This window comes from Algiphilus aromaticivorans DG1253 (genome assembly GCF_000733765.1).
Classification (GTDB): Bacteria; Pseudomonadota; Gammaproteobacteria; order Nevskiales; family Nevskiaceae; genus Algiphilus; species Algiphilus aromaticivorans.
The window spans coordinates 1,168,916-1,195,452 of sequence record NZ_JPOG01000001.1 but is presented as its reverse complement, the minus strand read 5'-3'; the positions used below and the strand labels follow the sequence as shown (position 1 = coordinate 1,195,452).

26 protein-coding genes are annotated in these 26,537 nt (G+C 67.0%); 11 read left to right on the top strand and 15 right to left on the bottom strand.

From position 1 onward, the window contains the following. Window positions 1–24: 24 nt before the first annotated feature. From U743_RS05480 to U743_RS05465, 4 genes are all read left to right on the top strand, one after another. The gene (locus tag U743_RS05480; RefSeq protein ID WP_052367570.1) at window positions 25–1,089 is read left to right on the top strand and encodes a DUF2817 domain-containing protein; all 1,065 of its coding nucleotides are present in this window, start codon (window positions 25–27) and stop codon (window positions 1,087–1,089) included. A gap of 27 nt (window positions 1,090–1,116) precedes the next feature. Further along, complete coding sequence (locus tag U743_RS05475) at window positions 1,117–1,779, top strand: glutathione S-transferase family protein (RefSeq protein ID WP_043766181.1); 663 nt, start codon at window positions 1,117–1,119, stop codon at window positions 1,777–1,779. Window positions 1,780–1,876: 97 nt separating this feature from the next. Next, complete coding sequence (locus U743_RS05470; RefSeq protein ID WP_084191382.1) at window positions 1,877–4,087, top strand: PQQ-dependent dehydrogenase, methanol/ethanol family; 2,211 nt, start codon at window positions 1,877–1,879, stop codon at window positions 4,085–4,087. 35 nt (window positions 4,088–4,122) lie between these two features. Further along, a complete protein-coding gene (locus tag U743_RS05465) occupies window positions 4,123–5,019 on the top strand; it encodes a PHP domain-containing protein (protein ID WP_232226727.1) in 897 nt (298 codons plus the stop codon). Here the strand turns inward: U743_RS05465 and U743_RS05460 are convergent. Next, window positions 5,013–5,249 (bottom strand): hypothetical protein, encoded by a 237-nt coding sequence (locus tag U743_RS05460; protein WP_043766179.1) that lies wholly within the window; start codon window positions 5,247–5,249, stop codon window positions 5,013–5,015. The two genes, U743_RS05465 and U743_RS05460, sit on opposite strands and share 7 nt — an antisense overlap. A 132-nt stretch (window positions 5,250–5,381) precedes the next feature. Here U743_RS05460 and U743_RS05455 point away from each other — a divergent pair, with 132 nt between their 5' ends. Then, complete coding sequence (locus U743_RS05455) at window positions 5,382–6,713, top strand: MFS transporter (RefSeq protein ID WP_043766177.1); 1,332 nt, start codon at window positions 5,382–5,384, stop codon at window positions 6,711–6,713. Window positions 6,714–6,743: 30 nt separating this feature from the next. Here the strand turns inward: U743_RS05455 and U743_RS05450 are convergent, their stop codons facing one another. Both U743_RS05450 and mltF read right to left on the bottom strand, forming a co-directional pair. Next, window positions 6,744–8,234 (bottom strand): metallophosphoesterase, encoded by a 1,491-nt coding sequence (locus U743_RS05450; protein WP_052367568.1) that lies wholly within the window; start codon window positions 8,232–8,234, stop codon window positions 6,744–6,746. 174 nt (window positions 8,235–8,408) lie between these two features. After that, on the bottom strand, window positions 8,409–9,791 hold the full coding sequence (gene mltF / locus U743_RS05445; RefSeq protein ID WP_052367567.1) for a membrane-bound lytic murein transglycosylase MltF: 1,383 nt from the start codon (window positions 9,789–9,791) through the stop codon (window positions 8,409–8,411). Between the two features lie 99 nt (window positions 9,792–9,890). Here mltF and U743_RS05440 point away from each other — a divergent pair, with 99 nt between their 5' ends. The 4 genes from U743_RS05440 (at window position 9,891) to U743_RS05425 (ending at window position 12,964) form a co-directional block, all read left to right on the top strand. Then, the gene (locus U743_RS05440) at window positions 9,891–10,325 is read left to right on the top strand and encodes an FxsA family protein (protein WP_052367566.1); all 435 of its coding nucleotides are present in this window, start codon (window positions 9,891–9,893) and stop codon (window positions 10,323–10,325) included. Window positions 10,326–10,392: 67 nt separating this feature from the next. Beyond that, a complete protein-coding gene (locus U743_RS05435) occupies window positions 10,393–11,160 on the top strand; it encodes a phosphoadenylyl-sulfate reductase (protein ID WP_232226726.1) in 768 nt (255 codons plus the stop codon). Window positions 11,161–11,173: 13 nt separating this feature from the next. Beyond that, entirely contained in the window at window positions 11,174–11,560 is a 387-nt protein-coding gene (locus tag U743_RS05430) for an RNA-binding S4 domain-containing protein (RefSeq protein WP_043766174.1), read from the top strand. Window positions 11,561–11,620: 60 nt separating this feature from the next. After that, entirely contained in the window at window positions 11,621–12,964 is a 1,344-nt protein-coding gene (locus tag U743_RS05425; protein ID WP_043766172.1) for an NUDIX domain-containing protein, read from the top strand. 9 nt (window positions 12,965–12,973) lie between these two features. On the opposite strand, the gene U743_RS05420 is transcribed toward U743_RS05425, so the two are convergent. Genes U743_RS05420 through purM form a run of 3 tightly spaced genes read right to left on the bottom strand, consistent with a single transcriptional unit; the run spans window position 12,974 to window position 15,393 of the window. Then, window positions 12,974–13,702, bottom strand: coding sequence for a DUF3108 domain-containing protein (locus U743_RS05420; protein WP_043766170.1), 729 nt, complete (start codon window positions 13,700–13,702; stop codon window positions 12,974–12,976). Window positions 13,703–13,705: 3 nt separating this feature from the next. Continuing rightward, window positions 13,706–14,365: a phosphoribosylglycinamide formyltransferase gene (purN, locus tag U743_RS05415; protein ID WP_043766168.1), complete on the bottom strand. Its 660-nt coding sequence runs from the start codon at window positions 14,363–14,365 to the stop codon at window positions 13,706–13,708. Continuing rightward, window positions 14,362–15,393 carry a phosphoribosylformylglycinamidine cyclo-ligase gene (gene purM / locus U743_RS05410; RefSeq protein WP_043766166.1) on the bottom strand — a complete coding sequence of 344 codons (1,032 nt, stop codon included), beginning with the start codon at window positions 15,391–15,393 and terminating at the stop codon, window positions 14,362–14,364. Before purM ends, purN begins: the two co-directional genes overlap by 4 nt. Before the next feature lie 103 nt (window positions 15,394–15,496). Here purM and U743_RS05405 point away from each other — a divergent pair, with 103 nt between their 5' ends. Together U743_RS05405 and U743_RS05400 are read left to right on the top strand one after the other, a co-directional pair. After that, entirely contained in the window at window positions 15,497–16,582 is a 1,086-nt protein-coding gene (locus tag U743_RS05405) for an AI-2E family transporter (RefSeq protein WP_043766163.1), read from the top strand. After that, complete coding sequence (locus U743_RS05400) at window positions 16,579–17,244, top strand: HdaA/DnaA family protein (protein ID WP_043766162.1); 666 nt, start codon at window positions 16,579–16,581, stop codon at window positions 17,242–17,244. The genes U743_RS05405 and U743_RS05400 overlap by 4 nt, the downstream gene beginning before the upstream one ends. Window positions 17,245–17,512: 268 nt before the next feature. Here the strand turns inward: U743_RS05400 and U743_RS05395 are convergent, their stop codons facing one another. The 9 genes from U743_RS05395 to prfA all read right to left on the bottom strand — a co-directional run bounded on the left by U743_RS05395 (window position 17,513) and on the right by prfA (window position 26,511). Then, a complete protein-coding gene (locus U743_RS05395) occupies window positions 17,513–17,845 on the bottom strand; it encodes a DUF2069 domain-containing protein (RefSeq protein ID WP_043766159.1) in 333 nt (110 codons plus the stop codon). Beyond that, entirely contained in the window at window positions 17,842–18,480 is a 639-nt protein-coding gene (wrbA, locus tag U743_RS05390) for an NAD(P)H:quinone oxidoreductase (protein ID WP_052367565.1), read from the bottom strand. The genes U743_RS05395 and wrbA overlap by 4 nt, the downstream gene beginning before the upstream one ends. After that, window positions 18,449–19,165 carry an outer membrane beta-barrel protein gene (locus U743_RS05385; RefSeq protein ID WP_043766153.1) on the bottom strand — a complete coding sequence of 239 codons (717 nt, stop codon included), beginning with the start codon at window positions 19,163–19,165 and terminating at the stop codon, window positions 18,449–18,451. Before U743_RS05385 ends, wrbA begins: the two co-directional genes overlap by 32 nt. A gap of 164 nt (window positions 19,166–19,329) precedes the next feature. Next, window positions 19,330–21,642, bottom strand: a complete 2,313-nt coding sequence (locus U743_RS05380; protein ID WP_043766151.1) for a penicillin acylase family protein — start codon at window positions 21,640–21,642, stop codon at window positions 19,330–19,332. 154 nt (window positions 21,643–21,796) lie between these two features. Then, complete coding sequence (locus U743_RS05375; protein ID WP_043766148.1) at window positions 21,797–22,396, bottom strand: transglycosylase SLT domain-containing protein; 600 nt, start codon at window positions 22,394–22,396, stop codon at window positions 21,797–21,799. After that, complete coding sequence (locus U743_RS05370; RefSeq protein WP_043771268.1) at window positions 22,362–24,065, bottom strand: proline--tRNA ligase; 1,704 nt, start codon at window positions 24,063–24,065, stop codon at window positions 22,362–22,364. The genes U743_RS05375 and U743_RS05370 overlap by 35 nt, the downstream gene beginning before the upstream one ends. Before the next feature lie 57 nt (window positions 24,066–24,122). Continuing rightward, window positions 24,123–24,536, bottom strand: a complete 414-nt coding sequence (locus U743_RS05365) for a M67 family metallopeptidase (RefSeq protein WP_043766146.1) — start codon at window positions 24,534–24,536, stop codon at window positions 24,123–24,125. Window positions 24,537–24,567: 31 nt separating this feature from the next. Continuing rightward, complete coding sequence (gene prmC / locus U743_RS05360; RefSeq protein WP_043766143.1) at window positions 24,568–25,407, bottom strand: peptide chain release factor N(5)-glutamine methyltransferase; 840 nt, start codon at window positions 25,405–25,407, stop codon at window positions 24,568–24,570. A gap of 12 nt (window positions 25,408–25,419) precedes the next feature. Beyond that, window positions 25,420–26,511, bottom strand: coding sequence for a peptide chain release factor 1 (gene prfA, locus U743_RS05355; RefSeq protein WP_043766141.1), 1,092 nt, complete (start codon window positions 26,509–26,511; stop codon window positions 25,420–25,422). Window positions 26,512–26,537: the final 26 nt, after the last annotated feature.

Sequence of the window (26,537 nt, the reverse complement as noted above, 5' to 3'; positions counted from 1 at the left end):
ACGCGCACCCACCAACATTCGCGGATGGAATCCCTGCAACCCCTACAGCGTGCCGGCACACTGCCCGAACTGGCGCATCTGCATTATCTGATCGCGCGCGGCGGCAATCGACTGAGGAGCGAGGTAATCGCCCGCGTCGGCACCGAGGAACTGCCCATCCACTGCATCGAGCTGGGCACGCAGTCTGCATCCGCGCCCGCCATCGGCTTCTTCGGTGGTGTGCACGGCGTCGAGCGCATCGGCAGCCAGGTGGTGCTGGCCTTTCTGCATTCACTGATCGAGCGTCTGGAATGGGACGAGACGCTGCAGGAGACGCTGCGCCACCTGCGCGTCGTCTTCGTGCCGCTGGTCAACCCCGAAGGCATGCGCGCCGGCCGCCGCGGAAATCCGGAAGGCATCGACCTGATGCGCAACGCCCCCCTCGACGCCACCGAGCGCCCGCCCTGGCCGCTGGGCGGACAGCGGCTGTCGCGACGGCTGCCCTGGTATCGCGGCCGCGCCGGCGCACCGATGGCCGCCGAGGCGCAGGCGGTCTGCGAGCTCGTGACGCAACGACTGCTCGCGCACCCTTTCGCAATCACTCTGGATTGTCATTCCGGCTTTGGTGCGCAGGACAGGCTGTGGTTCCCCTATGCCTATACGCGGCGGCCGATCGATTGCCTGGCCGAACTCTACGCCCTGCGCTGCCGCTTCCGAGCCGCACACCCGTACCACAGCATCTATCAGATCGAGCCGCAGGCGCGCCGCTACACCACCCATGGCGACCTCTGGGATTACCTGCACCTGGAAAGCCGGGATCTGACGCATGCACCGACCTTTCTGCCGCTGACGCTGGAGCTGGGGTCCTGGCTCTGGGTCAAGAAATCGCCCTCGCAGCTGCTGAACCGGCTGGGCATCTTCAACCCGCTATCGCCACACCGGCATCGTCGCATCCTGCGCCAGCACACCACCCTCTTCGAGTTTCTGATGCAGGCCGCGCGCTCCCACCAGCAGTGGTGCCCGGCCGCCAGCACACGCGAAGGGGTGCGACGAGACGCGATGGCCTACTGGTACAGCGACGACACCGGTGGAACGGCTCCGGCAGACTGAGCCCATCGCACACGAAGGGGAGCAGGCATGATCGTCGTCCACCATCTTGAGAATTCGCGCTCGCAGCGCATTCTGTGGCTACTGGAGGAACTCGGGGCCGACTACGAAGTACGCCGCTACCAGCGCGACACGAAGACGATGCTCGCCCCACCCGAACTCAAGGCCGTGCATCCGCTCGGCAAGTCACCGCTAATCAGCGACGGCGACACCGTCATCGCCGAGTCCGGCGCCATCGTCGAGTATCTCGTCGAACGCTTCGACGACGGCGCACTAGCGCCGGCGCGCGACAGTGCCGAGTTCCTGGACTACCGACAGTGGCTGCATTACGCGGAGGGTTCGATCATGCCGCTGCTGGTCATGCGTCTGATCTTCGGCCAACTGCCCAAGCAGGCGCCGAAGCTGATGCGACCCCTTATGCGAGGCATCGAAGGCAACGTCATGAAGCGCTTCCTCGGCCCGCAGCTTGATCTGCACCTCGACTACATCGAGGGTCGGCTGCAGGGCACCGGCCATTTCGTGGGCAGCAGCTGGAGCGCCGCCGACATTCTGATGAGCTTTCCGCTGGAAGCAGCGAGCGCGCGCACCGAGGGAAACCGGCCCGCCATCGCCGATTTCGTCCAGCGCGCACAGGCCCGGCCCGCCTATCAGCGCGCGCTGGAGCGCGGTGGCCCCTATCAGCTTCTGGGCTGAGGGCTGCCCGAAAGCCCCCGTCCGTGCTATAAATGAATGATCGTTCAGTGAAACGATTCCTACAGAAATAGCAAGCACAAGCAGGAGACACGTCCTCATGTCGCGCCCCACCCTCCCGCTGCGGCTCGCCGCGGCCCTGATCGCCGCCTGCGCGCTCGCCCCCGCCAGCGCCTCTCTCGACGTCGATGCCGAGCGCATCATCAACGCGGACAGCGAGCCGGGAAACTGGATCGCCCACGGACGCAACTACGCCGAGGAGCGTTACAGCCCGCTTGATGCCATCAATCGCGACAACGTCGACCAGCTTGGGCTGGCCTGGTACACCGACCTGGGCACCAAGCGCGGCTTGGAGGCCACGCCCCTGGTCATCGACGGCGTGCTCTACTTCACGGGCACATACAGCGAAGTAATCGCCGTCGACGGCCGCAGCGGCAGGATCCTGTGGCGCAATGATCTCGACGTCGACAAGTCGCGCGCCAAGTACATGTGCTGTGACGTCGTCAATCGCGGCCTGGCGGTCTGGGAAGGCAAGCTCTTCGTCGGCACCATCGACGGCCGGCTGGTGGCCCTCGATCCCGAAGATGGCGAGATCATCTGGGACAAGCTCACCATCGACCTCGACCGGCCGTACAGCATCACCGGCGCCCCGCGCGTCGTGGACGGCATGGTCCTCATCGGCAACGGCGGCGGCGAACTGGGCGTGCGCGGCTACATAAGCGCCTACGACGCCGACGACGGCGAGATGCTCTGGCGCTTCTACACCGTACCCGGCAACCCCGAGGAACCCTTCGAGAACCCGATCCTGGAGAAAGCCGCGGAAACCTGGGGTGGCGGCCCCTGGTGGGAGATTGGTGGCGGAGGAACCGTATGGGATTCAATGGCCTACGACCCGGACCTCGACCTTCTCTACATCGGTGTCGGCAACGGAACGCCCTGGAACAAGCACATCCGCAGCCCGGCCGGTGGCGACAATCTCTTCCTCTCCTCCATCGTCGCGCTCGATCCGGACACCGGCGAGTACGTCTGGCACTACCAGACCACCCCGGGCGAAGGCTGGGACTACACCGCTACGCAGCACCTGATCCTCGCCGAGCTGGAGATCAACGGCGAGCCGCGTGACGTCATCATGCAGGCGCCTAAGAACGGCTTCTTCTACGTGCTCGACCGAAAAACCGGCGAGCTGCTGTCGGCCGAGAACTATGTCCCGGTCTCCTGGGCCGAGGGCATCGACATGCAAACCGGCCGGCCCATCGAAACCGACAATGACTACCGCGAAGGCCCCGTCTATCAGTTCCCCTCGCCCATGGGCGGGCACAACTGGCAGCCGATGTGCTACTCGCGGGATACCGGCTACGTCTACATCCCGGCGCGCCAGCTCGCCATGATCTACCGTGCCGAGGAAGGCTTCGAGTACCAGCCCGAGTTCTGGAACGTCGGCATGGATGTCATGAAGGACATTACCGTGCCACCCTGGATGGATGCCGAGCTGGTCAGCAAGGTGGGCTCGGCCATGGCGGCGGGCTTCCTACTAGCCTGGGATCCGCAGGCGCAGAAGGAAGTCTGGCGCGCGGACGCCGGCAGCCCCTGGAACAGCGGCGCGCTGTGCACCGGCGGCGGGCTCGTCTTTGACGGCACCGGCCGTGGCGAGGTCCGCGCCATCGACGCCGCCAGCGGCGAGCAGCTGTGGTCCTTCAATGCCCAGCAGGGCATCATCGGCTCGCCTGTCACCTACACGATCGACGGCGAGCAGTACGTCAGCATTCTCGTCGGCTGGGGCGGTGCCTTCGGCATGTCCTTCGGTTTCGCCAGCAATACCCTGGAGGAGCCTTCGACGCAGGGACGCCTGCTGACCTTCAAGCTGGACGGGCCGGGCGTTCTGCCGGAAGTCCTGCGCCAGAAGCGTACCCCCGAGCCCCCCGAGCAAGTCGCTGACAAGAAGACGCTGGCCAAGGGCAATCAGCTGTACCACTACTACTGCGTCTACTGCCACGGGCCCCGCGCTATCGGCCATCCCAACATCGCCGACCTGCGCACCATGGATGCAGCCACGCACCGCAACTTTCTCGGCATCGTGCTGGGCGGCAGCCAGAAGGATGAGGGCATGCCCGGCTTCGACGGCACCATGACCAAGGATGAGGCCATGGCCGTCCATGCCTATCTCATCGAGCTGGGGCACCAGGAGCTGGACCGGCAGCAGGGAGAGGGAACACTCTGGCAGCGCTTCAAGCTGATGAGCTACGACGCCGCCGCCGCGGTCGTGGGTGTCGGCGTATCCTTCCTCGAGTGGCTGAAGAACGCGGGCAACTGATCATCGCCGAAGCACAAGCGTCCCCCGATGCGCCGGTGCACCCAAGTGCGCCGGCGCCCGGCGGCGTCGACCTGCACATGCATTCGCACGCCTCTGACGGCGTGCTGTCACCCACCGCATTGCTGGCACGGGCGGCCGAGGCGGGGCTGCGCCACGTCGCGCTGACCGACCACGACACGGTCGCCGGTCTGCCCGAGGCGCGGGCAGCGGCGAAGCAGCATGACGCGCAGCTGATTGACGGCGTCGAGCTGTCCTGCACCTATCGTGGCATCACCATCCACATCGTCGGCCTAGCCTTCGACGCGCAGGCACCGTCGCTGCAGCAGCTTCTGACGCGAATTCACGCGCTCAGGCAGGCACGCGCCGAAGCGATCGCCGCCAAGCTGGAGGCCGCCGGCGTGCACAACGCATTGGCGCGCTGCCGCGATCTGGCCGGACATGACCGCCTGACGCGCACCCATTTCGCGCGGCTGCTGGTAGCCAGCGGCGTTGCGCGCGATCTCAAGCGCGCCTTTCGCACGCATCTGGCGGACGGTCGCGGTGCGGCGGTACGTGCCGAGTGGCCGAGCATGGCGGAAGCGGTTACGGCGCTGCACGCCGCCGGCGGCATCGCCGTGCTCGCCCACCCGCTGCGCTACGCCAAGACACACAGCGGGCGTGACCGCATCCTCCGGGCTTTCGTCGAGGCCGACGGCGACGCCCTCGAGATCAGTACCACGGCGCGCGACCCGGATGCCACCGCCCGGCTGCTCGGTACCGCCCGCGAATGCGGGCTGTACGCCTCCAGCGGATCGGATTTTCACGACCCCGAGCAGCGCTGGATCCGACTCGGCACGCTGCCCCGGCTGCCGGAAGGACTGCCGCCGGTTTGGACGCACCCGCGCTGGCCGCAGGCAACGCCCCCGGCGGCAGCGGAGCGGCGCCCTCAGTAGCCGCTGCTGCTGCCGTTCTCGTCGTCCTGCATGGCCTCTTCGGCGTCCTTCTTCATGTCTTCGGCGCCCTCGCGCATCGCGTCGCCAGTGTGTTCCATGGCTTCGCCGCTCTCTTCCATGGCTTCCTGCGCCGAATCCTGGGCCTTTTCCATTGAGGACTTGTCCTCGCTACAGGCGGCGAGCCCAAAGGTGGCCAGGGCGGAAATCGCGAGCAGATGATGAATACGCATGACAACTCCTTGTTGATTGACGACAGGACCGGCCGCGCAATGCGCGCCAGTCACAGCCGCTAAGCTAGCAGCCTGCGGTGAACCGCCACTGAGCGGGCGGCCACCCTCCGTTCACAGCCCCGGAAACCCCGCATGGTGACGCGCAAGATCGCCCCCGCCCGCGAGATCGCCGGCTGGGGCATGTTCGATTTCGCCAATCAGGCCTATACGCTGCTGATCATCACGGTGATCTACGGCGATCTGTTCACACGCGTCATCGTCGGAGACGCGCCGGACTACCGCTGGGGCAATCTTCTGTGGAGCCTGGCGCTGGCGATCAGTTCGCTGATGGTGGTGGTCGCGGCGCCACTGGCTGGCGCGGTCATGGATGCCACACGCACGCGCAAGCGCTTCCTCTTCGCCAGCTATGTCGGCACCGTGCTGACCACCGCCATGCTCTACTGGGTGGAGCCGGGCATGGTCTGGCTGGGCGTGCTGCTGATCGTACTGTCGAACTTCTGCTACGGCGTCGGGGAGAGTTTCATCTCGGCCTTCCTGCCCGGCCTGGGCCCGGCACGCGCGCTGGGCTGGATCTCGGGGATAGGCTGGGGCATGGGCTACATCGGTGGCCTGGTTGCCACCGCCTTCGCCCTGCTGTTTCTCGGCGAGGTCACGGCCGAGAATTTCGACACCATTCGCTGGGTCGGCCCCTTCGCGGCGGTCTTCTTCCTCGTCGCCGCCATCCCCACCTTCGTCTTCCTGCGCGAGCGGGGCCGCGCCAGCCGCGTGCCGGCCGGTCAGTCGTGGACGGCGCTCGGCGTGGCGCGGGTGTACGCCACCGTGCGCGGACTCGGTGGCTTCCGCGACCTGAGCTGGCTGATGGTCTCGGTCTTTTTCGTCATGGCCGGCATCTACATCGTCATCAGCTTCGCCTTCATCTATGGCGCACAGATCATCGGCTGGGACGAATCGGTGCGCGTGGCGATGTTCGTCACCGTGCAGATCACGGCCACCGTCGGCGCCATCGCCTTCGGCTTCCTGCAGAGCCGGGTCGGCGCCAAGCCGGTCTACATCGCGACACTCCTACTCTGGATCGCCGCCATCGCCGCCATCTGGCAGACCCGCGCGCTCACCGACTGGGCCAACGCGGCCTTCGGGCTGGTCTGGGAGGCGCAGTACGTCTTCCTCTTTGCCGGCGTGCTGTCCGGGCTGAGTCTGGGCTCGTCGCAGTCGGCCGGTCGCGCGCTGGTGGGCGTGCTCACCCCGCGCAGCAAGGCGGCCGAAATGTTCGGCATCTGGGGTATGGTCTCCAAGCTGGCGGCCGTCTTCGGCATGATCGGCCTCGGCCTGATCCAGCTGGCCTTCGGCCTGGCCGACGCCATCGTCTTCTGCATCCTGCTCTTCGGCGCCGCGCTGGTGGCGACGGCACGGCTTGACACGGCGCGCGGCGAGGCCGTCGCCGAAGCCTGGCGTGAGCCGCGCTAGGCCGAGCAGCCAGCCACGCACCACTCGGCCTCAGCCGGGCCGCGGCCTGCGCTGGAAATGATGGTGATGATGATCGGAAGGGCAAGGGCGCTGGTTGCGTCGGAGCGTATTGCTCTCGATCGCTCCGATGTCCGAAAGCAACTCACCGCGCTGGCGCGGCGTTTGCGCCGCCTTGTTGCGCAAAAGCATGTTGCGCAGGCCGATGCTCAACTCGTCAATCAACTCGAGCCCCTGCCCACGCTGGTTGTCGGCATCGTCCACCGCCCAGGTGCGCAGCGTGATGTGCTCGGGCTCGACCTCGTACTCGCAGAAGCTGAAGCGGCGCTCGGCGACGGCGGACCAGTCGCTGATGGGATCGAAGCCGCGCATGGACTTGCCACCGGCGCCCTGCGTCACCTGCACATAGCCGTTCTCGGCCTGGCGTCCATAGGCCATCCGGTGCGAGCGCTGATAGATGTGGTCGTGGCCGACCACGAGCAGATCGACGCCGTAGCGCAGGACGATCTGCTCGAGCAGTGTCACCAGCAGCGGATCGTTGGGGCCACGACCTTCCTGATCGGTCCAGACCGTAAAATGGTTGAAGAAGATGATGAAGTCGATCTCGCCCGCCGCACGACGCAGCGCTGCACGCGCAAGATCCTGCTCAAGCCAGAGGATCTCCACCGGTAGGCGCAGGTCGGCGACGAAGGCGCCACCGGTAGAGGCGACGAAATGCACGCGCCCGTAATCGAAGCTGTACCAGCCGCGCGAGCCCGGCGGCGAGAAATGCGTTGTGCGCGAGAGATAACCGCGACCGTTGGCATCCTTGTTCTCGTGATTGCCGGGACTGGCCATCATCGGTGTGCCCGCCAGTAGCGGCTGCATCTGCTGAAACCATTCGTCCCAGACCGGCTGATTGCCATCGGCGTAGGAAAGGTCGCCGGCAACGATCAGGAAATCCGGCGCCATATCCATGACGCCATCGCGCACCCAGGCGGCGGGCGCCGTAACCCCCGAGTCCCCGAAGTGGCAGAAGCGGAAGCGATCCGGCTTGGGCGGTGCGGCGCGCAACACGCGCACGCTTGACCAAGCGCCGGGGCCGCCGACGCGGTAGCGCACGGGTAGCTCCGGATCGAGCCCATGCGCGACCACGCGATGCGTGAGCGCGTCGACGTCGAAGACGGGATCGACGTCGCCCTTGGCACGCGCCGGAAATGGGGCATTGCGGATCGCCTCGGCGTCCATATCCGGCGTTACCGGACCGTACTCGATCATCGTGCCGGGATCGCGCGTCGTGTCGGTGAACCAGGTGAGCGTGCGCGTACTGCGCGGATCGTCGCTGAAGCTGACGTGGATGCCGCGCGGTAGCGGCTCACCGGCCTCACTGAAGCCACCGATATCGCGCGCCTCCTCATTCACGGCCCCTGCCGAGCCCTCGGCAGATTCGCTGCCACCACAGCCACCCAACAGCGGTGGCAGCAAGAGCGTGGCACCCGCACCTGTTCCCGCGCGCAACATCTGCCGGCGCCGCATGGCCGGCATCAGGCCTCGATCCTTCACTCGCGCCCCAACCCGTTAATTCAAAGGCGCGGAGTGTCGCGGCCGATGATGAAGATTAGATGACAGTTTGGAGAACTCGGCGCACCCGCTACCGTCGCCATCTTGAGCACCCGAGGCTCTCAAGTAGATATCACAAGCGATGTTGTGCGGAGACCTTTAGTCGAAGTGCACGGAGATGACGTCGCGGTAGTTGCGGATGCGCTGCACGTAGTGCACCGGCTCGTAGCCGCGCGCGTAGCCATAGCGCAGATCCTTGTAATAGTTCGGCTCGGTGAGCAGCGGCAGCACCTCGCGCATCTCCGCCCAGGAATCGGGATCACGCCCGAGCCTGCGCGCCAGACGGCGGGCGTCGAGCAGATGCCCGCGGCCGATGTTGTAGGCAGCCAGCGCCAGATAGCTCCGGTCCGGCTCGGAGATTTCTTCGGGGAGCCGGTTGCGCTGCCATGCCAGATAGCGCGCGCCGCCGGGGATGGCCTGCTCCGGATCGAGGCGATCGTCGACGCCCTGCTCCTTTGCCGTGGCCTGGGTCAGCATCATGATGCCGCGCACGCCGGTCGGGCTCTTCGCCTCCGGGTTCCAGTGCGATTCCTGGTACGAGAGCGCTGCAAGCAGGTCGGGCGCGAATTCCGTGTTGCGCGCCGCTTCCTCGAACAAGGGCTGATATTTCGGGAGCTTGCTCACAACGCTGCGACTCAGCGCGCGCAGATCGACGAAGTCGAACTCGGCAATGTAGTCGTAGTAGCGATGATCGATGCGCTGCGCGACGCTGGCCGCCTCCTCGCTTTGCATCCAGCTCGAAGCCGTCTCGGCCAGACCCTCATGAGCCGGATGCGCGTACCACACCAGCTCGCGCGGCTCGCCAATGGTGAGCACCACATCCAGATTCGGGAAGACGCGCCGATTGACGGCCACGATGGTGGAATCGCCCACCGTACATATCGCACCGGTCTTCGCGACTTCCTGTAGCAGCCGCTCGGTGCCCATGGCGTCCGTAAGCTCGAAGCTCGGCCCCACTCCCTCTTCCTGCAATTCACCGAGAGCCTCGGCATAGCTGGTATGCGCTGCTACGCGAACGATCACGTCGTCGGGCAAGTCAGCAAGACTATCGGCGTGCACGCTGCCTCGCTGACAGACCAGTTGCTCATTAACCTTGCGATAGGAGCGGCTCGCCACGAAGCGCTCGTCGCGCTGCGGCGTACGCGACAGGCCTGCGGCAGCCAGATGCGCCTTACCGTGCACCAGTGCCTCCAGAACCCCGGCGGTGGAGCTGCGGACTTCCCACTGCAAGCGCCAACCCTGCGCCTCGGCAAAGGCGGTGACTCGATCGAACTCCGGACCGATAGGCTGTTCGTTGCGATCGATCATGTAGCTGGTGGCAGCGTTGCGTGTCGCCACAATGAGCGGTTGGCTCTCTGACGGCGCGGCCAAGCTCGTCTGCTGAACTGGCGCCCCGGCGTCCTGCCCCTCCGAGCCACATGCTGCGACCGCTAAGGCGACCGAGATGGCTAACATGCGTGCGCATGTTCTTGTGATGGTCATGACATCTGTCCCCCACTGAATCCGCTCGCACGGTAGCAGGACCGCCCTGAGGGCCACGCCGACTTGCTAGGCTGTGTCGAGACCCTTGCTGGCGGCAACATGCCCTTCATTATCTTCCTCCTCTGGCTCGTCTTCGAGATTCTTCTCAGCGCGCGCATCGCGGAGCAGATCGGGAGCGGTTTCCTGCTGCTGTGGATGCTCGGCAGCATAGCGGCCGGCATCATCGTTATCCGGATCAGCGGATGGAAGGCGCTTCAACGTATACAGGCGGCGATGGCCCGAAATGAGTTGCCCGCGCGCGACATGCTCAACGGCCTGTTGTTGATGCTGGCCGGCCTGCTGCTCATTCTGCCGGGACCTATTACGGATACTGCCGGACTACTCCTGTTGCTCCCCTTCGTGCGCGCGCCCGCTCTGCGCGCGGCTGACGCCACGGTCCGGCGCACCCGCCCCGATCTCCACGAGCCGGTGACCATCGAGGGCGAGTTTGTTGAAATCCGCACGCACGAACGCATCGATCGCGACGATCTTTAATAGCTGTATTGCATATCAATAAAGATGTTGCGCAAAAAATATTTTAAGGCGCCACGAAATCCCTACAATGCGCAGCATGGAACGCGACGCCGAAACCACCGCCATCCCGCTCGCCGAGCTGACCGGAGAGGCACCCGCCCCGGCGCCGCCCGCGGAGCTCCGTGCGGACGCACCCAGCGATGCGCGCATTGCGCAGCTGAATGCCGACTACGCACCGCTGGATTTTCGCGAGCGCCTGCATCGGCTCTATCAGGATTTCGACCTGGAGCGCGTGCTGGTGACTTCCTCCTTCGCCGCGACCTCGGCCTATTTCCTGCACATCATCCACAGCGTGCAGCCGGAGCAGAAGATCGCCTTCATCGACACCGGCTATCACTTTCCCGAGACGCTGGCCTACAAGGAGTACCTCACCGAGCTTTTCGGTCTGAGCGTCTTCTCCCTGCGCGCCGAGGACTGGAAGCATCAGTTTACGCGCGAGGACAAGACCTACGAGCGCGACCCCGACTTCTGCTGCGCCATCAACAAGGTGGAGCCACTGGAAGCGGTCAAGCCGAATTATCAGGTTTGGGTTTCCAGCTTGATGGGCTGGCAGACCGACAACCGTGCCGAGATGGAGATCTTCGAGTGGCGGCGCGGCATCCTCAAGTTCAACCCGATGATCGACGTCACGCGCGAGGAGCGCGACGCCTACATCGCCGAGCACGAGCTGCCCTTCCACCCGCTGGTCGCGGAGGGCTATCAGTCCATCGGCTGCGTGCACTGCACCGTCAAGGGCGACGGCCGCGCCGGCCGCTGGCAGGGCAAGGCCAAGACGGAGTGCGGGCTGCACCTCTGAGGACGCTGAGGCGATGAGCGCGCCGGCAGGCGGCGACGTCCGCCTCGACAAGTGGCTCTGGGCCGCGCGCCTCTTCAAGACGCGCTCGCTGGCCCGCAACGCTGTCGAAGCCGGGCACGTGCGCTACGACGGCGAGCGCCCCAAGGTCGGCAAGCCCGTGCGCATAGGCGCGCGCCTGCGCATTCGCCGCGGTTCCGTCGAGATGGAAGTCGTCGTGCGCGACCTCGACGACAAGCGCCGCGGCGCGCCAGAAGCGCAGCGCCTATACGAGGAAACACCCGAAAGCATCGAGCAGCGCGAGGCGCGTCGCGCCGAGGCCCGCGCCAGCCACGTGCCGGTACCCGACAGCCGTCCGGACAAGAAGGAGCGCCGCGCGCTGCAGCGTCTGAAGGGGCGATGAGGCCGGCTCACTGTTGCGTTACCCTCGAAGCTCCTCCTCACCAAGGCGCAATAGGCACGCATGAATTCCGCGATTAAAGACGCCGCCGCCGGCGTTCTGGTCCATGACGAGCGCGTGCTCATGGTGCGCCGGCGCGAGTCACTCTCCGCCTTTCCCGGCTACTGGGCCTTTCCGGGCGGCAAGGTGGACGATGCTGACCGCCTGCCCGAGGACACCGGCGATCTCGCCGCGCAGCGCGCGCTGGCGCGAGAGGTGCATGAGGAAGTGGGTATCGACCTGCCCGGCCTGCTCGCCGACCACTTGGTCGCCGACATGGCGGCCATCGGGCACGCCATCACTCCGAGCTTCATCCCGCGCCGCTTCGCCACCCATTTCTACCGTGTCGACCTTCGAACGGCGCCGGATCTACAACTCGAAGCCGAGGAAATCACCGAGGCGCAGTGGCGGCATCCGCGCGAATGGCTCGCGGAATGGGGAAGCGGAAAGCTACTGTGCGCGCCGCCCACCCTGGCGGTGCTGCGAGCGCTGGCCGACGATCCAGCGGCGCGCGAGGCGCCCGAGCTGGCGGCCGGATTCGAGGACGCCGACCGCTTCGCCGCGATCGCGCCCATCGGCGGCCTGCATCTTCTGGCCGTGCCCTCGAACACCATCCCCCCGGCGCAGCACACCAATTGTCTGTATATCGAAGACGCGGCCGGCGGCGGCTTGCTCATCGACCCCTCGCCTGCCGGCGAGAAGCACTACGCCAAGCTGCGCGACACCATCGCCGACTGGCCACTGGCAGCTGTGCTGCTCACCCATCACCACCCCGACCATCGCGAAGGCGCCAATCGTCTGGCGCGCGAGCGTGGCGTGCCATTGCTGTGCTCGGCAGACACACGGGCGCGTATCGCCACGCGCGAGGGCGCAGCTTGGTTCGAGGGCATCGACGTACGCACAGTGGGTGAAGGCGACATCGTCGGCCGCTGGCAGGGAGAGCCGGTACGCGTCATCGCCGTGCCGGGCCATGACGCCGGACAGCTCGCCCCCATGCCTGATTCACGCGCCTGGTGCATGGTCTCGGATCTCGTCCAGGGGGTCGGCACCGTCGTCGTCGGCGGCGAAGAGGGCGACATGTCCGCCTATTTCGCTTCGCTGGCGCGCGTCATCGCTCTCGACCCGGCCGTGGTCATTCCCTCGCACGGCCCGGCCGTGGGCGGCACCTACCGCCTGCGCGAAACATTGGCGCACCGCCAGATGCGCGAGCAGCAGGTGCTGGAGATGCAGGCTGCCGGCGCCGACGTCGACAGCATGCTCGAGCGCATCTACGGCGGCAGCACGCCCGACTTTCTGATGCCGCTGGCACGCGTCAATATCGAGGCGCACCTCGACAAGCTGCGCGCCGAGGGACGACTGGCGGCCTGAGCCGCTACCTCAGTCGCCGCTGGTGGGCGTGAAGCGCTGTAGCTCCATGCTCAGCTGGATGCTGCCGTCGCGGCCCGTCTCCACCTTCACCGGCATGTAGGCCGCATCAGGAGCCACCCAGAAACGGTTGATCTTGCGGTCGTCGACACGCTCCAACAGAAAGCTGTCGTAGCGCCCCGCCGGAACCTTCACCTGCTCCTCGCCGGTCACGCGCAGCGTGTACTCGGCCATGCGGTCGTCCTCGACCATGGTGAAGACGTAGTCGCCTTCCGGCGGCTCGGGGGCTTGGCTCATGATCCAGGCGCGCACGGCCTGATGCATGCCGAAGCGGTCCTGCGCGTTGTCCGGCAGCTCGCGCGTCTGCCCGGCGCCGCGCACCTCGCCCTCGATGCTATCGAAGTCGAGTTCGAAGCTGTCCTCGCCGTGGTCATAAACAAAGCGAACGGGCTTCACTTCGCCGTCAACCAGGCAGAAATGGCTGGTCTCCTGGGGCTCGCCGTAGAACATGCGGACCATGGCACGCGGCTTGGCAGTGGAGCGGTAGCGATAGCAGTACTCGCCCTCGCGCTTGAGTTCCAGCACGATCTCGCCGAGCTTGAGACCTTTCCAGGTAGCGGCATAGACCGCCTCGAAAGTAGGCAGCGCGTCGAGGGGCGGCTCGCTGGCACCTGCCGTGCCAGCCGTTCCGCCGGCGGCAGCCGCCAGCGTCGCTGCCTGAATCCATTGCTGAATGCGCATGTGCTAGAAGCCCTCTTCCAAGGATGTGAGGTCCAGGGGCCGGGTCAGCGCGCGATCGTCCAGCACGGCCGATCGGCCGCGCCAGCGCAGTCGTCCCGCGCAGGCCCAGGCCACGGCCTGGGGGTAGATGCGCAACTCGACTGTCTCCAGCACGCGCTGCGCCAACGTGTCCTCATCATCATCCGCGGTCACGCTGCACCGCCCCTGAATGATGACGGGGCCGCTGTCCAGTTCGGGCGAAACGAAGTGCACACTGGCACCGTGCTCACGCTCACCCGCGGCCATTACCGCACGGTGCGTGTGCAACCCTCGGTGACGCGGCAGCAGCGATGGGTGCACATTGAGCATGCGACCGGCGAAGCGCTGCACCAGCCCGTCGCTCAGCACACGCATGAAGCCGGCCAGCGCGATCCAGTCCGGGTCGGCCGCGGCGATGGCATCGCCCAGCGCCGCGTCGAAGGCCATGCGGGTGCCGAATTCGCGGTTGTCCACGACGACCGCCTCGATGCCCTGCTCGCGCGCGAAGCTGACAGCGGCTGCATCCGGCCGGTTGGACACAACGCGCACCAGATCCGCATCGATGCGACCATCCGCGCATGCAGCATGCAGCGCGCGCAGATTGCGCCCGCGGCCCGAGACTAGGACGCAGAGACGTGCCCTCATGCGCTGTAACGGACTCCGGCTTCGCCCTCCACGACCTTTCCGATAACGCAGGGCGCCTCACCGGCGTCGCGCAAACGCTGCAGCGCGTCATCGAGCGAATCGGCCGGCAGCGCGAAAACGAATCCGATGCCGCAATTGAAGGTGCGCAGCATTTCCTCCGGCGTCACCGGCCCCTTGTCGGCGAGCCAGTCGAAGATGGCCGGACGCTGCCAGGTATTCGGATCGACTTCGGCGCCGCAACCTTCCGGCAGAACACGTGGCAGGTTCTCGGTGATGCCGCCGCCGGTGATATGCGCCATGGCATGCACTGGCAACTGGCCGAGCAGCGCCTTGACCGCCGGTGCATAGATGCGCGTCGGCGCCAGCAGCAGATCGCCCAGAGCATGTCCATCGACTTCTTCGTCCATGTCTGCTCCCTGCCGCGCCACGACAGCGCGTGCCAACGAAAAGCCGTTGGAATGCAGGCCTGAAGAGGCCAGCCCGACGAGCACGTCGCCGGCCTGCACATTGCGCCGGCCATCAACAATGGCGTCGGCCTCGGCCACACCCACCGCGAAGCCGGCCAGGTCGAAGTCGCCACTGCCGTACATGCCGGGCATCTCGGCCGTCTCGCCTCCGATGAGCGCGCAGCCGGCCTGCCGGCAACCGTCGGCGATGCCGGCGATCACTTCGGCCGCCGTGGCGGGGTCCAGCTTACCGGTGGCGTAATAGTCGAGAAAAAAGAGTGGCTCGGCGCCGCAACACAGGATGTCGTTGACGCACATCGCCACCAGGTCGATACCCAGACCACGCACGCGACCCTGGTCGATACCCAACCGCAGCTTGGTGCCGACGCCGTCGGTGCCGGAGACGAGCACCGGATCGCGATAGCCGCTGGGCAGACGCATCAGCGCGCCAAAACCGCCGACGCCCCCCATGACTTCTGGCCGCTGGGTCGTCGCGGCGAGCTGCTTGATATCCTTGACGAGGTCGTCGGCAGCGTCGATATCGACGCCGGCATCGCGATAGCTAAGCGGTGTCTGGCTCATGATGGCCGCGCCATTCGCGCGGATTGGGACAATGGACGTCTATTATTGCAGCCGCGCCGGCTGACAGCTGGTACACCCCCTATTGGCCGGGAGGAGCGTCTCCGTGAATCCGCAACGCAAGGAAAGCTTTATCTGGATCGGTGCCGGCGCCGGCCTGCTGCTCGTGCTCTGGCTGCTGACGCCAATTTTGCTGCCTTTCGTACTGGGCGCGGCGCTGGCCTATCTCGGCGACCCGCTCGTTGACCGTCTGGAACGCCTGCGCCTATCGCGCACCAGTGGCGTTGTCATCGTCTTCAGCACCATCACGCTCGGCTCGCTGGCAGCCATCGCGCTGCTGCTTCCCTTGCTGCAACAACAGCTGCAGACCTTTCTGCAGCGCCTTCCAGAATATCTGCAATGGCTGCAGGAAACGGCGCTGCCGACCCTCGGCGTCACAATTCCGGATGGCGGCCGCATCGACGCACAGAGCTTGCGCGAGCTGGTAAGCGACAACTGGGAGCAAGCCGGCAGCATCGCGCGCGAGCTGCTATCCAAGGCAACGCAGTCCGGCGGCGCGCTGCTCACCGTCCTCGTCAACATCCTGATGGTGCCGGTGGTGACCTTCTATCTGCTGCGCGACTGGGACCGCCTCATCGCCTGGATCGACGGCATGATCCCGCGCCCCTTCGTCGGCAAGATCCGCGAGATCGCCACCGAGACGGATACCGTGCTCGCTGCCTTCCTACGCGGCCAGCTCACGGTAATGGCTGCGCTGGCGCTCATCTACACCACCGGCCTCTGGATGGCCGGTCTGGAGCTGGCGCTGCTCATCGGCATCGTCGCCGGGATGGTCAGCTTCGTGCCCTATCTAGGGCTGATCGTCGGGCTCAGTGCCGCCGTCGTGGCCATGCTCTTCCAGGAGCAGGCGTTGCTGCCCCTGCTCTGGGTATTGCTCGTCTTTGGCGTCGGCCAGATCCTGGAGACCGCGGTACTGACGCCCATGCTGGTCGGCGACCGCATCGGCCTTCACCCGGTGGCGGTAATCTTCGCGCTGCTGGCCGGCGGACAGCTCTTCGGCTTCGTGGGCGTATTGCTGGCCCTGCCCGCCTCTGCTGGCATCTCGGTGCTGATGCGCCACGCCAAGCAGCGCTGGCTGCACAGCCCAGTCTACGTCGGCAGCGACGACGCGCCGGAGGAATCACCCCCGTGAGCGGGCAGCTACCGCTGGCCATGGCAGCGCGCCGGCCGCCCGGCTTCGAACACTTCGTGATCGGCGACAACGCCGCCGCCCTGCACAGCCTGCGCTACGACACTGGCTGCCTCTACTTGCACGGCCCGCCCGGCTGCGGCAAGACGCATCTGCTGCGCGCCCGCGCGCGCAGCGAGCCGGGTGCGCTCTACTTGCCTGCGGACATGATCAGCGATAGCGACAGCCTCGCCGGCGCCGAGTCGGTGAGCTGGCTGGGCGTCGATGACCTGGAGGCGCTGAGCGGGCGCCCCGAGGCCGCAACGACCTTGCTGCGGGTGCTCGACAGTCGGCGCAGCCAGGGGCTGCCGCTGGCAGTAGCGGCGCGCTGTGAAACCCAGAACTTACCCGAGCTGCTGCGCGACCTGCAGACGCGGCTCACGCAGTGCAGCGCCTTCCGACTGCGGCCGCTGGACGAGACATCGCTGCGCAGCTGGCTGGAAGCGCGCGCGCAGCAACGCGGTCTGCACATCAGCGACACCGCTGTGGCCTGGTTGCTACGCCACGAAAGACGCGACCCCGGTCATCTGGAATCAGCGCTGGAACGGCTGGACATCGCCGCACTGGCCGCCAAGCGCGGACGCATCACGGCGCCCTTCGTGCGCATGGTGCTGGGCGAAGGCTGAACGACGCGCTGGCCAGAAGAACCGCTCCATCACAAGGCAAGCGAGGCTGGAGTCATCGATTCACCCGGACGACTGGCCAGGGCTGAAAAATGCTTTGGCGATGCCGCGCAGCGGCGAGCCAGCGCGATCCGTGCCCTTGAGGGTGGCCGAGGCGGGCGTCGCGCGCAGGGCTCGCTCGGCATGGATGCCGAGCGAGCGAAACCGCAGTCGAGGGCCTTCCAGCCGAGCCATCTGAGTCAATCTGCGATTCTGTGGTTCGTAACCCGCGCTAGAGCGCCGAGCCTTGCCGGTCCGCCGCCCGCCGCCGCTCCACGGCAGTGAAACGCACGAAGGCGGTCGCGCCCAGGAAGAGGCCGGCACCCAGCCAGGCGACGGTCATACCGGCGCCGGTGTCGCGGAAGGCCAAGCCACCGCCGATGTAGAGCACGATCAACAGGCTCAGCAGCGCGAACGCGCGTGGGCGTCCGCGAATCAGCCAGGGCAGCATCAATAGCAGGGGCACGGCCGCCAGCCAGCCAGCCGGACCGGCCATCGCGAGGCTGCCCAACAGGCCGAGCAGCAGCAGCAGATCGAGGACCCAAACCACACGCGCCGGACTCATGCGCGGCCTCCCAGGCGCACGGCGATATCGGCGACCCGCGCGCCCAGGGCATGCGCCAGAGCCAGCTCGTCTTGATCGGCCTCGCGGCCCTCGGAGCCCGCCCAGTGCGAAGCGCCATAGGGCGTACCGCCACTGCGGGTGCTCGTCAGCTGCGGCTCGCTATAGGGCAGACCGGCAATCAGCATGCCGTGATGCAACAGCGGCAGCATCATCGACAGACAGGTGCTTTCCTGTCCGCCATGCAGGCTCGCCGTGGACGTGAATACGCCAGCCGGCTTGCCCGCCAGCGCCCCCGACAACCACAGCGCCGAGCTGCCATCGAGAAAGTGCTTGAGTGGGGCCGCCATGTTGCCGAAACGCGTAGGGCTGCCGAGCAACAAGCCGTCGCAGTCACCCAGCTCTTCCAGCGTGGCATAGGGCGGCCCGTCGTCCGGCACGGCATCCGCCCTGCCGGCGACCTCGGTGGTCACCGGCGGGACGGTGCGCAGCAGAGCCTCCGCTCCGCGGCAGCTGTCGACGCCACGCGCCACCTCGCGCGCGAGCCGCCTGGTGCCGCCCGTGCGCGAGTAATAAACAACGAGGATGCGGGGCACGAAGGGGCTTCTAGTAGAAGTCTTCGTCGTCGCCCTCTGCATCAAAGCTGAAGCGCAGGCCGAGGCGGATGTCGCTCGGTTCGAAGGCGCCACCGCCATCGAACTCGATATCGGCTGTGCGGTAGGTCGCGAAGATCGCCAGCGAACGGGCAAACTGATAGGCACCGCCGATTTCGACCTCCTCGAACTCGCCCACATCAAGGTCATCCGCGCGGCGGTAGCTGGCGACCACGTGCAGCGCCGTCATCACCGTGTAGTGCACGCCGGCGCCGAAGATCATGCTGGAATCCGATACGCGCTCACTGCCGTCCGGGCCGCTGACCCGAATGCGCGGACGGTATTCACCCACGGTGACGTAGGGAACCAGTGCGTCATCGAATAGCGCATAACGAAGGCCGCCGGCAATGTGCTGCTCACGGAATCGCACCGAAACATCCTGCGCCGAGCCGCCCGACGACAGCTCGGGATTGTCGACACTGACACTGTTGAAGCCCCCGTCGATGAAAAACAGATCGCCGAAACCCATGCGAAGCCGCATGCCACCGCCGATATCGGCGTCGTCGATATCCACGCTCCCGCCGCCATCGCTCTGCAGATCGGAATAACTCAGAAAGGCGTCCACCGAGGAGAAGGGCGACATCCCCTGATGCGCCTCTTGCGCGGTGGCGGCGGAACTGAACCCGGCTGCGAGCAGGCCGGCGATTGAAGCAATGCTGATGCTGCGCATGGAACCTCCCATTGGAATCCCGATCATTGTTGTACAAAGCTGTTGCGTCGGCGCTGACTGTGCACCGGCTTGCCGCGCTCGCGGAGCCGACCGCGCATCTCCCCCGCGCACCGCAGCCTCCAAGCCTAAAGCAAGCCGCGCTTTTCTACATCCGGCCGAGCCGCTCAAGGCCGCAACTCCAGGCGGGCGACCGCCCGCCCAGGCAACAACGGAGCGGCACGCGCGACTGCCCAGTCCGTGTGCCCGGCACGATAGTGCGGTGAAGCCGGATGCCCGCTCTGCCCACCCGGCATGTGGAAGATCGCCTCGCCCTCCGCGCCGACGGTGATCGCCATGCGCTGGGAGGCCCCGAAAGACGGTCCCTGCACGCGCACGACATCGGCATCGCCCGGTAGCGGCTCAGCCGGCATGTCAAGCAGGCGACCCAGGCCCGGCAACGCCCCGGACAAGGGATGTCGCATGTCCAGCTGATTGTAGACACCCCAGGGGCGCACCGGCGCAGCCTCGGCGTCTGCGTCCAGCGCGCCGTCCAGCGCCGCCAGCAGGAAGTCCGGCCAGGCGTCGAAGCGCGGATCCAGAAGATGCGCCGGCTGGCGTTGCACGACGTCCAGCACGGCAGCCTGGCTGACCGGAAAGGCGTCCAGCACGAAGTCGGGGTACTCGGCCCGCACCGGTGCGGTGAGCGCATGCATGACGCGCTCGTGTACGGCCGTCTGCCAGCGCCGCACGAGGCTGTAGGCGCGGTTGTCGACGCGCGCCTCCGGCTGCCAGTCCGCCATCAACGCGCGCAGTGCGGCAATATCGGCACGCGCCTCGGCTTGCGAGGTATCGAGCAGGCGCTCCAGCTCGGCGGCCCACGCCTCCAGCCAGTCGCTGTGCACATCGCGCTGAATGGCCAGGGCACCGGCGGCATCGAGATTGTCGGCAGCCGCCACAAGCTCGCGCAGGCGGCTCTGGCGGGCGCCCAGTGCCGTGCCAGCATCACCGACCCGCGCGAGCGCTTCACCTGCCAGCATCCGAGCATTGGCGCTTGCAAGATGGCCTGCGGGCGGATCGATAATGCTCGGATAGTCAGCGTCCGGCAGCCAGCCGTTCCAGCTGTCGACCGCTTCCGGGGCCAGCGGCAGCTCCGCCGCGCTCCCAGCGCGCGCGGGAATGCGACCGGCGATGGTCCAGGCGATACGGCCATCGCCACCCCCCACCACGGCCGACTGGGGCGGGATGCCGGATCCATTGAGCACATCCAGTGCTCCCTCGACGTCCGTCGCCGTCTCCATTCCCAGCAGATCGAGATTGGACACGCCGGACCGCACCGGCAGCCAGCGCAGCGCGTGCCATTCGCCTTCTCGCAGACCAGGCACTACCGGCCCGTGATCGCTCTCGAGCAGGCGCATCGTCGCATTCTCGTCGCCAGCGACCGCCAGCGTCAGCTCGCGCTCGCGCACGGCCGACGCGGGCACACGGATGCGCCCGAACCAGATGCCGTAGCTGTTGGTGAAGGCCCAGGCCACGCGTCCATTGCTGCCCGAGATGATCAATGGCAGACCGGGCAGCGTCACACCCGTGGCGTCGCGCGCGTCCTCGCCGGTTACGCGCAGACGCAAGCGGTACCAGGTGTTGGGTATCGACAGCCCCAAATGCATGTCGCCAGCGACCAGCGCCGCACCCGTGGCCGTGCGCTCGCCAGCGACCGCGAAGGCATTGCTGCCCAGGCCGGAAATCCGCCGCGTGCGCGCGGGCTGGCCCTCAAAGCGCTCGGCCGGCATGGCACGCAGATCCAGAACCCCGGCACTGGGCGGCTCCGGTAGCGGAGCCGCCTCGCCCTGCAGCGGCGCATCCCAGGGCGTGGCAGCGGGCAACAGATAATCGTGCAGCGCCTCGCCGCCGGCCGCCAGCAGCTGCGCGCGCTGCAGGGCATGGCTGGCGTCGGAGTCGGTGAGCATGAAGTACATGGCCCCGGCCACCAGCAGCGCGTCCTCGGCGCGCCAACGCTCGGGGGTCTGTCGTAGCAGCAGATACTCGAAGGGGTGCGCGCGCAGCGCGCCCAGACCGGCGTTGACGCCGTCGGCATAGGCGTAGAGAAGATCTTGCTCGGCGCGCGGCAGCGCCTGCAGCTCGCGTCGCGCATGAGCTCGCAGCTCGAAGATACGGCGCTGACGGTCAAGGGGCAGCGCGCGCGGGCCGAGCAGCGCGGCGAGTTCGCCGGCACCGCTGCGGCGAGCGAGATCCATCTGGAAGAAGCGCTCCTGGGCGTGCAGGAAGCCGGTGGCGCGAGCCGCGTCAATGCGGCTGGCTGCGCTGATGGTCGCCACGCCGTCCGCGTCGCGCAGGATCTCGACGGGTGCGCCCAGGCCGCGCAGCTTCAGGCTGCCCTCCTGCATCGGCAGGCTCGCCCAGAGCAGCAGCGCAGCGCTGGCACCGACGGCCAGCACAAGTACAACGATCAACGCCAGCAGGCGTGACATCCAGCGCAGCATCGCGGTCTCCCTGCCCTCTTCTCGCGAGGGGCTGATCGCTACAGTGCCACGCCCGACAATCCGCCGCTAGGGAGGCGCGTCGAGAGGCCGCAAGCGAGGGCACTTGCGCACTGGACGCTCCAAATGCCGAATGCGGTGTTTCCGCAGAGTCGCCCTATTGCTTCGACCAGCGCGTATGCAGCGCCGCGAAAACCCGGTCCGGGTACCAGCGCTGGCCGGTACTGCCGTTGTAACGCGCCAGCGCCTCGTACCAGCGCCCGTCGGCCACCTCCAGATAATGCGCCAGAATCGTGCAGCCGTAGCGCAGATTGGTGGCGACGTCGAAGAGGTTGTCCTCCGGCCGCCCCAGCTCCTCCAGCCAGAAGGGCATGACCTGCATCAGCCCGCGTGCGCCGGCATGCGAGATCGCGAAGCGCTCGAAGTTCGATTCCACCTGGATGACCGCCAGCACCATCTCCGGCGGGACTTCCGCGCGCTTGGCTTCGGCATGCACCTGGCGCAGCAGACGCAGGCGCGCCTGCTGGTCGGGAATCCGGTCGCCCAGACGCTGCGCCATGTCCAGCAGCCAAACCTCGGCGTCGAAGGGGTGCGCGAAGCTGTCCGATTCGGCCACGGCCTCCGCCAGCGCGGCGCGCAGCGCGGGATCTTCGCGCTGCGCCTCGCGCTGCTCGGCGCGCTCGGCTGCTACTAGCGCAGCCGGCGCGGCCAGAGCCAACGCGCTAGCCAGCGCGCACGCGATCGATAAGCGCGTCATGGTCGGCCGGAATGCGGATGGCGTCGGCCTCGCTGCGCCGGCGGTACTCGTACTCGCCGTCCGCCAGCGCCTTATCGCCGACGACCACCCGGTGTGGAATGCCCAGTAGCTCGCTGTCGGCGAACATGACGCCCGGGCGCAGGCCGCGGTCGTCCATCAGCACCTCAATGCCGGCCGCGCGCGCCGCCTCGTACAGCGCCTCGGCGGCATCGCGCACGGCCTCGGAACGATCGAGCCCGATCGGGCAGATCAGCAGCTCGAAGGGCGCGATCGCCTGCGGCCAGCAGATGCCCTGTTCGTCGTGGCATTGCTCAACCACGGCCGCGGCGATGCGCGACACGCCGATGCCGTAGCAGCCCATGACCGGGGTGATCGACTGGCTGCCGGCATCGAGCACCGTCAGCTCCATCGCCTTCGAGTACTTGTCCCCGAGCTGGAAGATATGGCCCACTTCGATGCCGCGCAGCAGGCGGATGCTGCCCTGCCCGTCGGGGCTGGGATCGCCTTCGCGGACATTGCGCAGGTCGGCAACCTCGGGCTCCGGGCAATCACGCCCCCAATTGACGCCACGCAAGTGATAGTCGACCCGGTTGGCGCCGCAGACGAAGTCGGCAAGCGCCCCAGCCGAATGGTCGGCGATGACCGGAATCGGGCAATCGCGTACGCCCAGATAGCCGGCCTCGCAGTCGAAGACTTCCTTGATGCGCTCGCGCTCCGCGAGCTTCAACGGACTCTTGATCCGGGGGTGGCGCTCGGCCTTGACCTCGTTGAGCTCGTGATCGCCGCGCAACGCCAGTGCCAGCAGGCCGCCGTCGGTGCCCTCGACCACCAGCAGCTTGATGGTGGTCTCCAAGGGAATGCCCAACAATTCAGCAACATCCTCGCAGGTGGCCTTGCCAGGGGTGGCGACTTCCTCTGCCTCGGCGGACGACGCGGGGCGAGGCCCCGGAGACGCGCAGGCGGCAGCCTCCACGTTGGCAGCGTAGTCGCCGGCGTCCGACACGGCCAGCGCGTCCTCGCCAGCGCCTGCGAGCACATGGAACTCCTCGGACCCGGTACCACCGATGTCGCCGGAATCGGCCTGTACGACGCGGTAATCCACACCCAGCCGGTCGAAAATGCGCTGATAAGTGGCGCGCATATTGGCGTACTCACGCGCCAAGCCTTCGCCATCAACGTGGAAGGAGTAGGCATCCTTCATGATGAATTCGCGCGCGCGCATCAGGCCGAAACGCGGCCGCGTTTCGTCGCGGAACTTGGTCTGGATCTGATAGAGATTGATCGGCAGCTGCTTCCAGCTGCGAACATCCTGCTTGACAAGGTCGGTGATGACCTCCTCGTGCGTGGGGCCGTAGCAAAAGTCGCGCTTGTGGCGATCCTTCAGCCGGAGCATCAGCGGCCCCATCACATCCCAGCGACCGCTGGCCTGCCAGAGTTCGGCCGGCTGAATCGCTGGCAGCAGCACCTCCTGCGCGCCGGCGCGATCCATCTCCTCGCGGACGATAGCGGTGATTCGATGCAGCACGCGCAAGCCCATCGGCATCCAGCTGTAGAGCCCGGAACCGAGCTTGCGGATGAGGCCGGCGCGCAGCATGAGCTGATGCGATACGAGCTCGGCGTCAGCCGGCGTCTCGCGGCTCGTGGGCACCAGCATTCCGGAAAAACGCATGACGTCGGTCACTCGGCAAATGGGCCTGCATTGTAGCTGCGCGGCGTGCGGGCGCTGTCAGTCGTCGCGCACTTCCAGGCGTAGCTCGCGCGCGGCCTCACCCGCGATACGCCAGGCGCGCAACTGCAGCACACCGCGGACATCCAGCGAGATGATGATCTGCACGGCCTCCGGGTAGCCGGTCTCGGCGAGATCGGCGGCCGAGGGCGTCGCCGCGCTGTGCGGATGCGAGTGGTAGATGCCCCACAGCGACTGACCGGCCTGCCGCATGGCGCGCTGCGCGGCGACCAGGCCGGCGGCGTCCATCTCGAAGGCGCGGCTGCGCTCGGCCGCTGCATTGGCGACAGGATAGACACGCCAAGCGTCGTCAGCGTGCCCTATCAGGCCGCAGACCTCCTCCTCGGACGACTTCTGCGCCTCCTGCATGAGCTGGATGGCGAGGCTGCGCGGCAGCGCGACGGTTTCGCTCATGGTCCCGATGGTCTCCCCTTAAGAATCCTGCTCAAGGCCGGTGGCCGAGGCTGACGCGCTCGTGGCCGCCAAGGTCGCGCGCGCTGGTTACTCCCGAAAAACCGGCCTCGGCGAGCAGCGTGCGCACGGCCCCGCCCTGATCGAAGCCGTGCTCCAGCACCAGCCAACCGCCGGTGCGCAATACGCGCGGAGACTGCCCGATAATCGTGCGCAGTGCGTCCAGCCCCTCCGGCCCCGACACCAGCGCCGCCAACGGCTCGGCCGCCAACTCGGCAAGATGCGGGTCGCCTTCAGCGACATAGGGTGGGTTGGCGACGAGCACGTCGACGCTGGCGTCGCCCAGAGGCGCGCACCAATCGCCGCGCAGAAAGTCCACTTCCAACCGCAGCTCGCGTGCATTGGCGCGCGCCACTTTCAGCGCCTCGGCACTGCTGTCGGTGCCCAATACGCGCGCCGCCGGCAGATGCCGCGCCAGCGCCAGCGCGACCGCGCCACTGCCGGTGCCGAGGTCGGCGATGGTCGCCGTACTGCCTGCGTCCAGCCGTTCCAACACCTGCTCGACGAGCAGCTCGGTATCCGGACGCGGGATCAGCACGGCCGGGGTCACTGCGAGATCAAGGCCGAAGAACTCCTTGCTGCCCAGCGTGTAGGCCACCGGCTGGCCGGCGGCGCGCGCTCTGATGCTGTCGGCGAAACGCTCGCGCACCGAGCTGGTGGGCTGATGATCCGGCCAGGCGTAGAGAAAACTGCGCGGCTTGCCTAGCGCGGCGGCGAGCAGCAGTTCGGCGTCGAGACCGGCGCTGTCGCTGCGGCCGGCGAGCTGCTCGCGCGCGGCGCGCAACATGGCCTGCAGATCGACGCTCTCGCTCATACGGCGGCCGACTTAAATGGCGTCATCACTGCCCGCCAGCGCCGCGAGCTGGTCGGCCTGATACTCGCGATGCAGCGGCTCGATAACCTGATCCAGATCGCCGGCTATCACTCGCTCGAGCTGGTAGAGCGTCAGATTGATGCGGTGATCGGTAATCCGACCCTGCGGAAAGTTGTAGGTTCGGATGCGCTCGGAGCGATCGCCGCTACCGACCAGCTTGCGGCGAGTATCGGCTTCGGCCTGTTCGACCTTCGACCGCTCGGCTTCCTCCAACCGCGATTGCAGGAAGGCCATCGCCCGCGCCCGGTTCTTGTGCTGGCTGCGCTCCTGCTGGCATTCAACGACGATGCCGGTGGGCAGGTGCGTGATGCGCACGGCGGAGTCGGTCTTGTTGACGTGCTGCCCGCCCGCGCCGCTGGAGCGGTAGGTATCCACGCGCAGGTCTGCGGTGTTGATGTCGATGGCTTCCATCTCCGCGCGCTCGGGCATGACGGCCACGGTCGCAGCCGAGGTGTGAATACGGCCGCCGGCCTCGGTCTCCGGCACACGCTGCACGCGGTGCCCGCCCGATTCGAACTTCAGGCGCGAGAAGACGCCGTTGCCCGCGACGCGCGCGATGACTTCCTTGTAGCCGCCATGCTCGCCTTCGCTGGCCGACAGAATCTCGACCTGCCAGCCACGCGTCTCAGCGTAGCGGCTGTACATGCGGAAGAGATCGCCGGCGAAGATGGCGGCCTCGTCGCCACCGGTACCGGCGCGGATCTCGAGAAAGACGTTGGCCTCGTCGCGTTCGTCGGGCGGCACCAGGAAGCCGAGCAACTCCTCCTCGATCGCCTCGATCTGCGGCCGCAGCGTGTCCAGCTCCTCGCGCGCCATGGCGCCCATCTCGGCGTCGTCGCGCAGCACCTCGAGATTGGAAATCTCCTCGCTCAGGCGCTGCCACTGCACATAACGCTCGGACAGATCCTCAAGTCGCGCGTACTCCTGACCCAGCCGCGCGAAGCGCTGCGGGTCCTCAGCCACGGACGGGTCGGACAGCTCGGCGCTGACCTCTTCGCGACGGTCGGCGAGACGGCGGATCTTGTCGAGAAGATTCGGGCTCATGGGCGTGCGCCGGCGGCGGGGCCGCG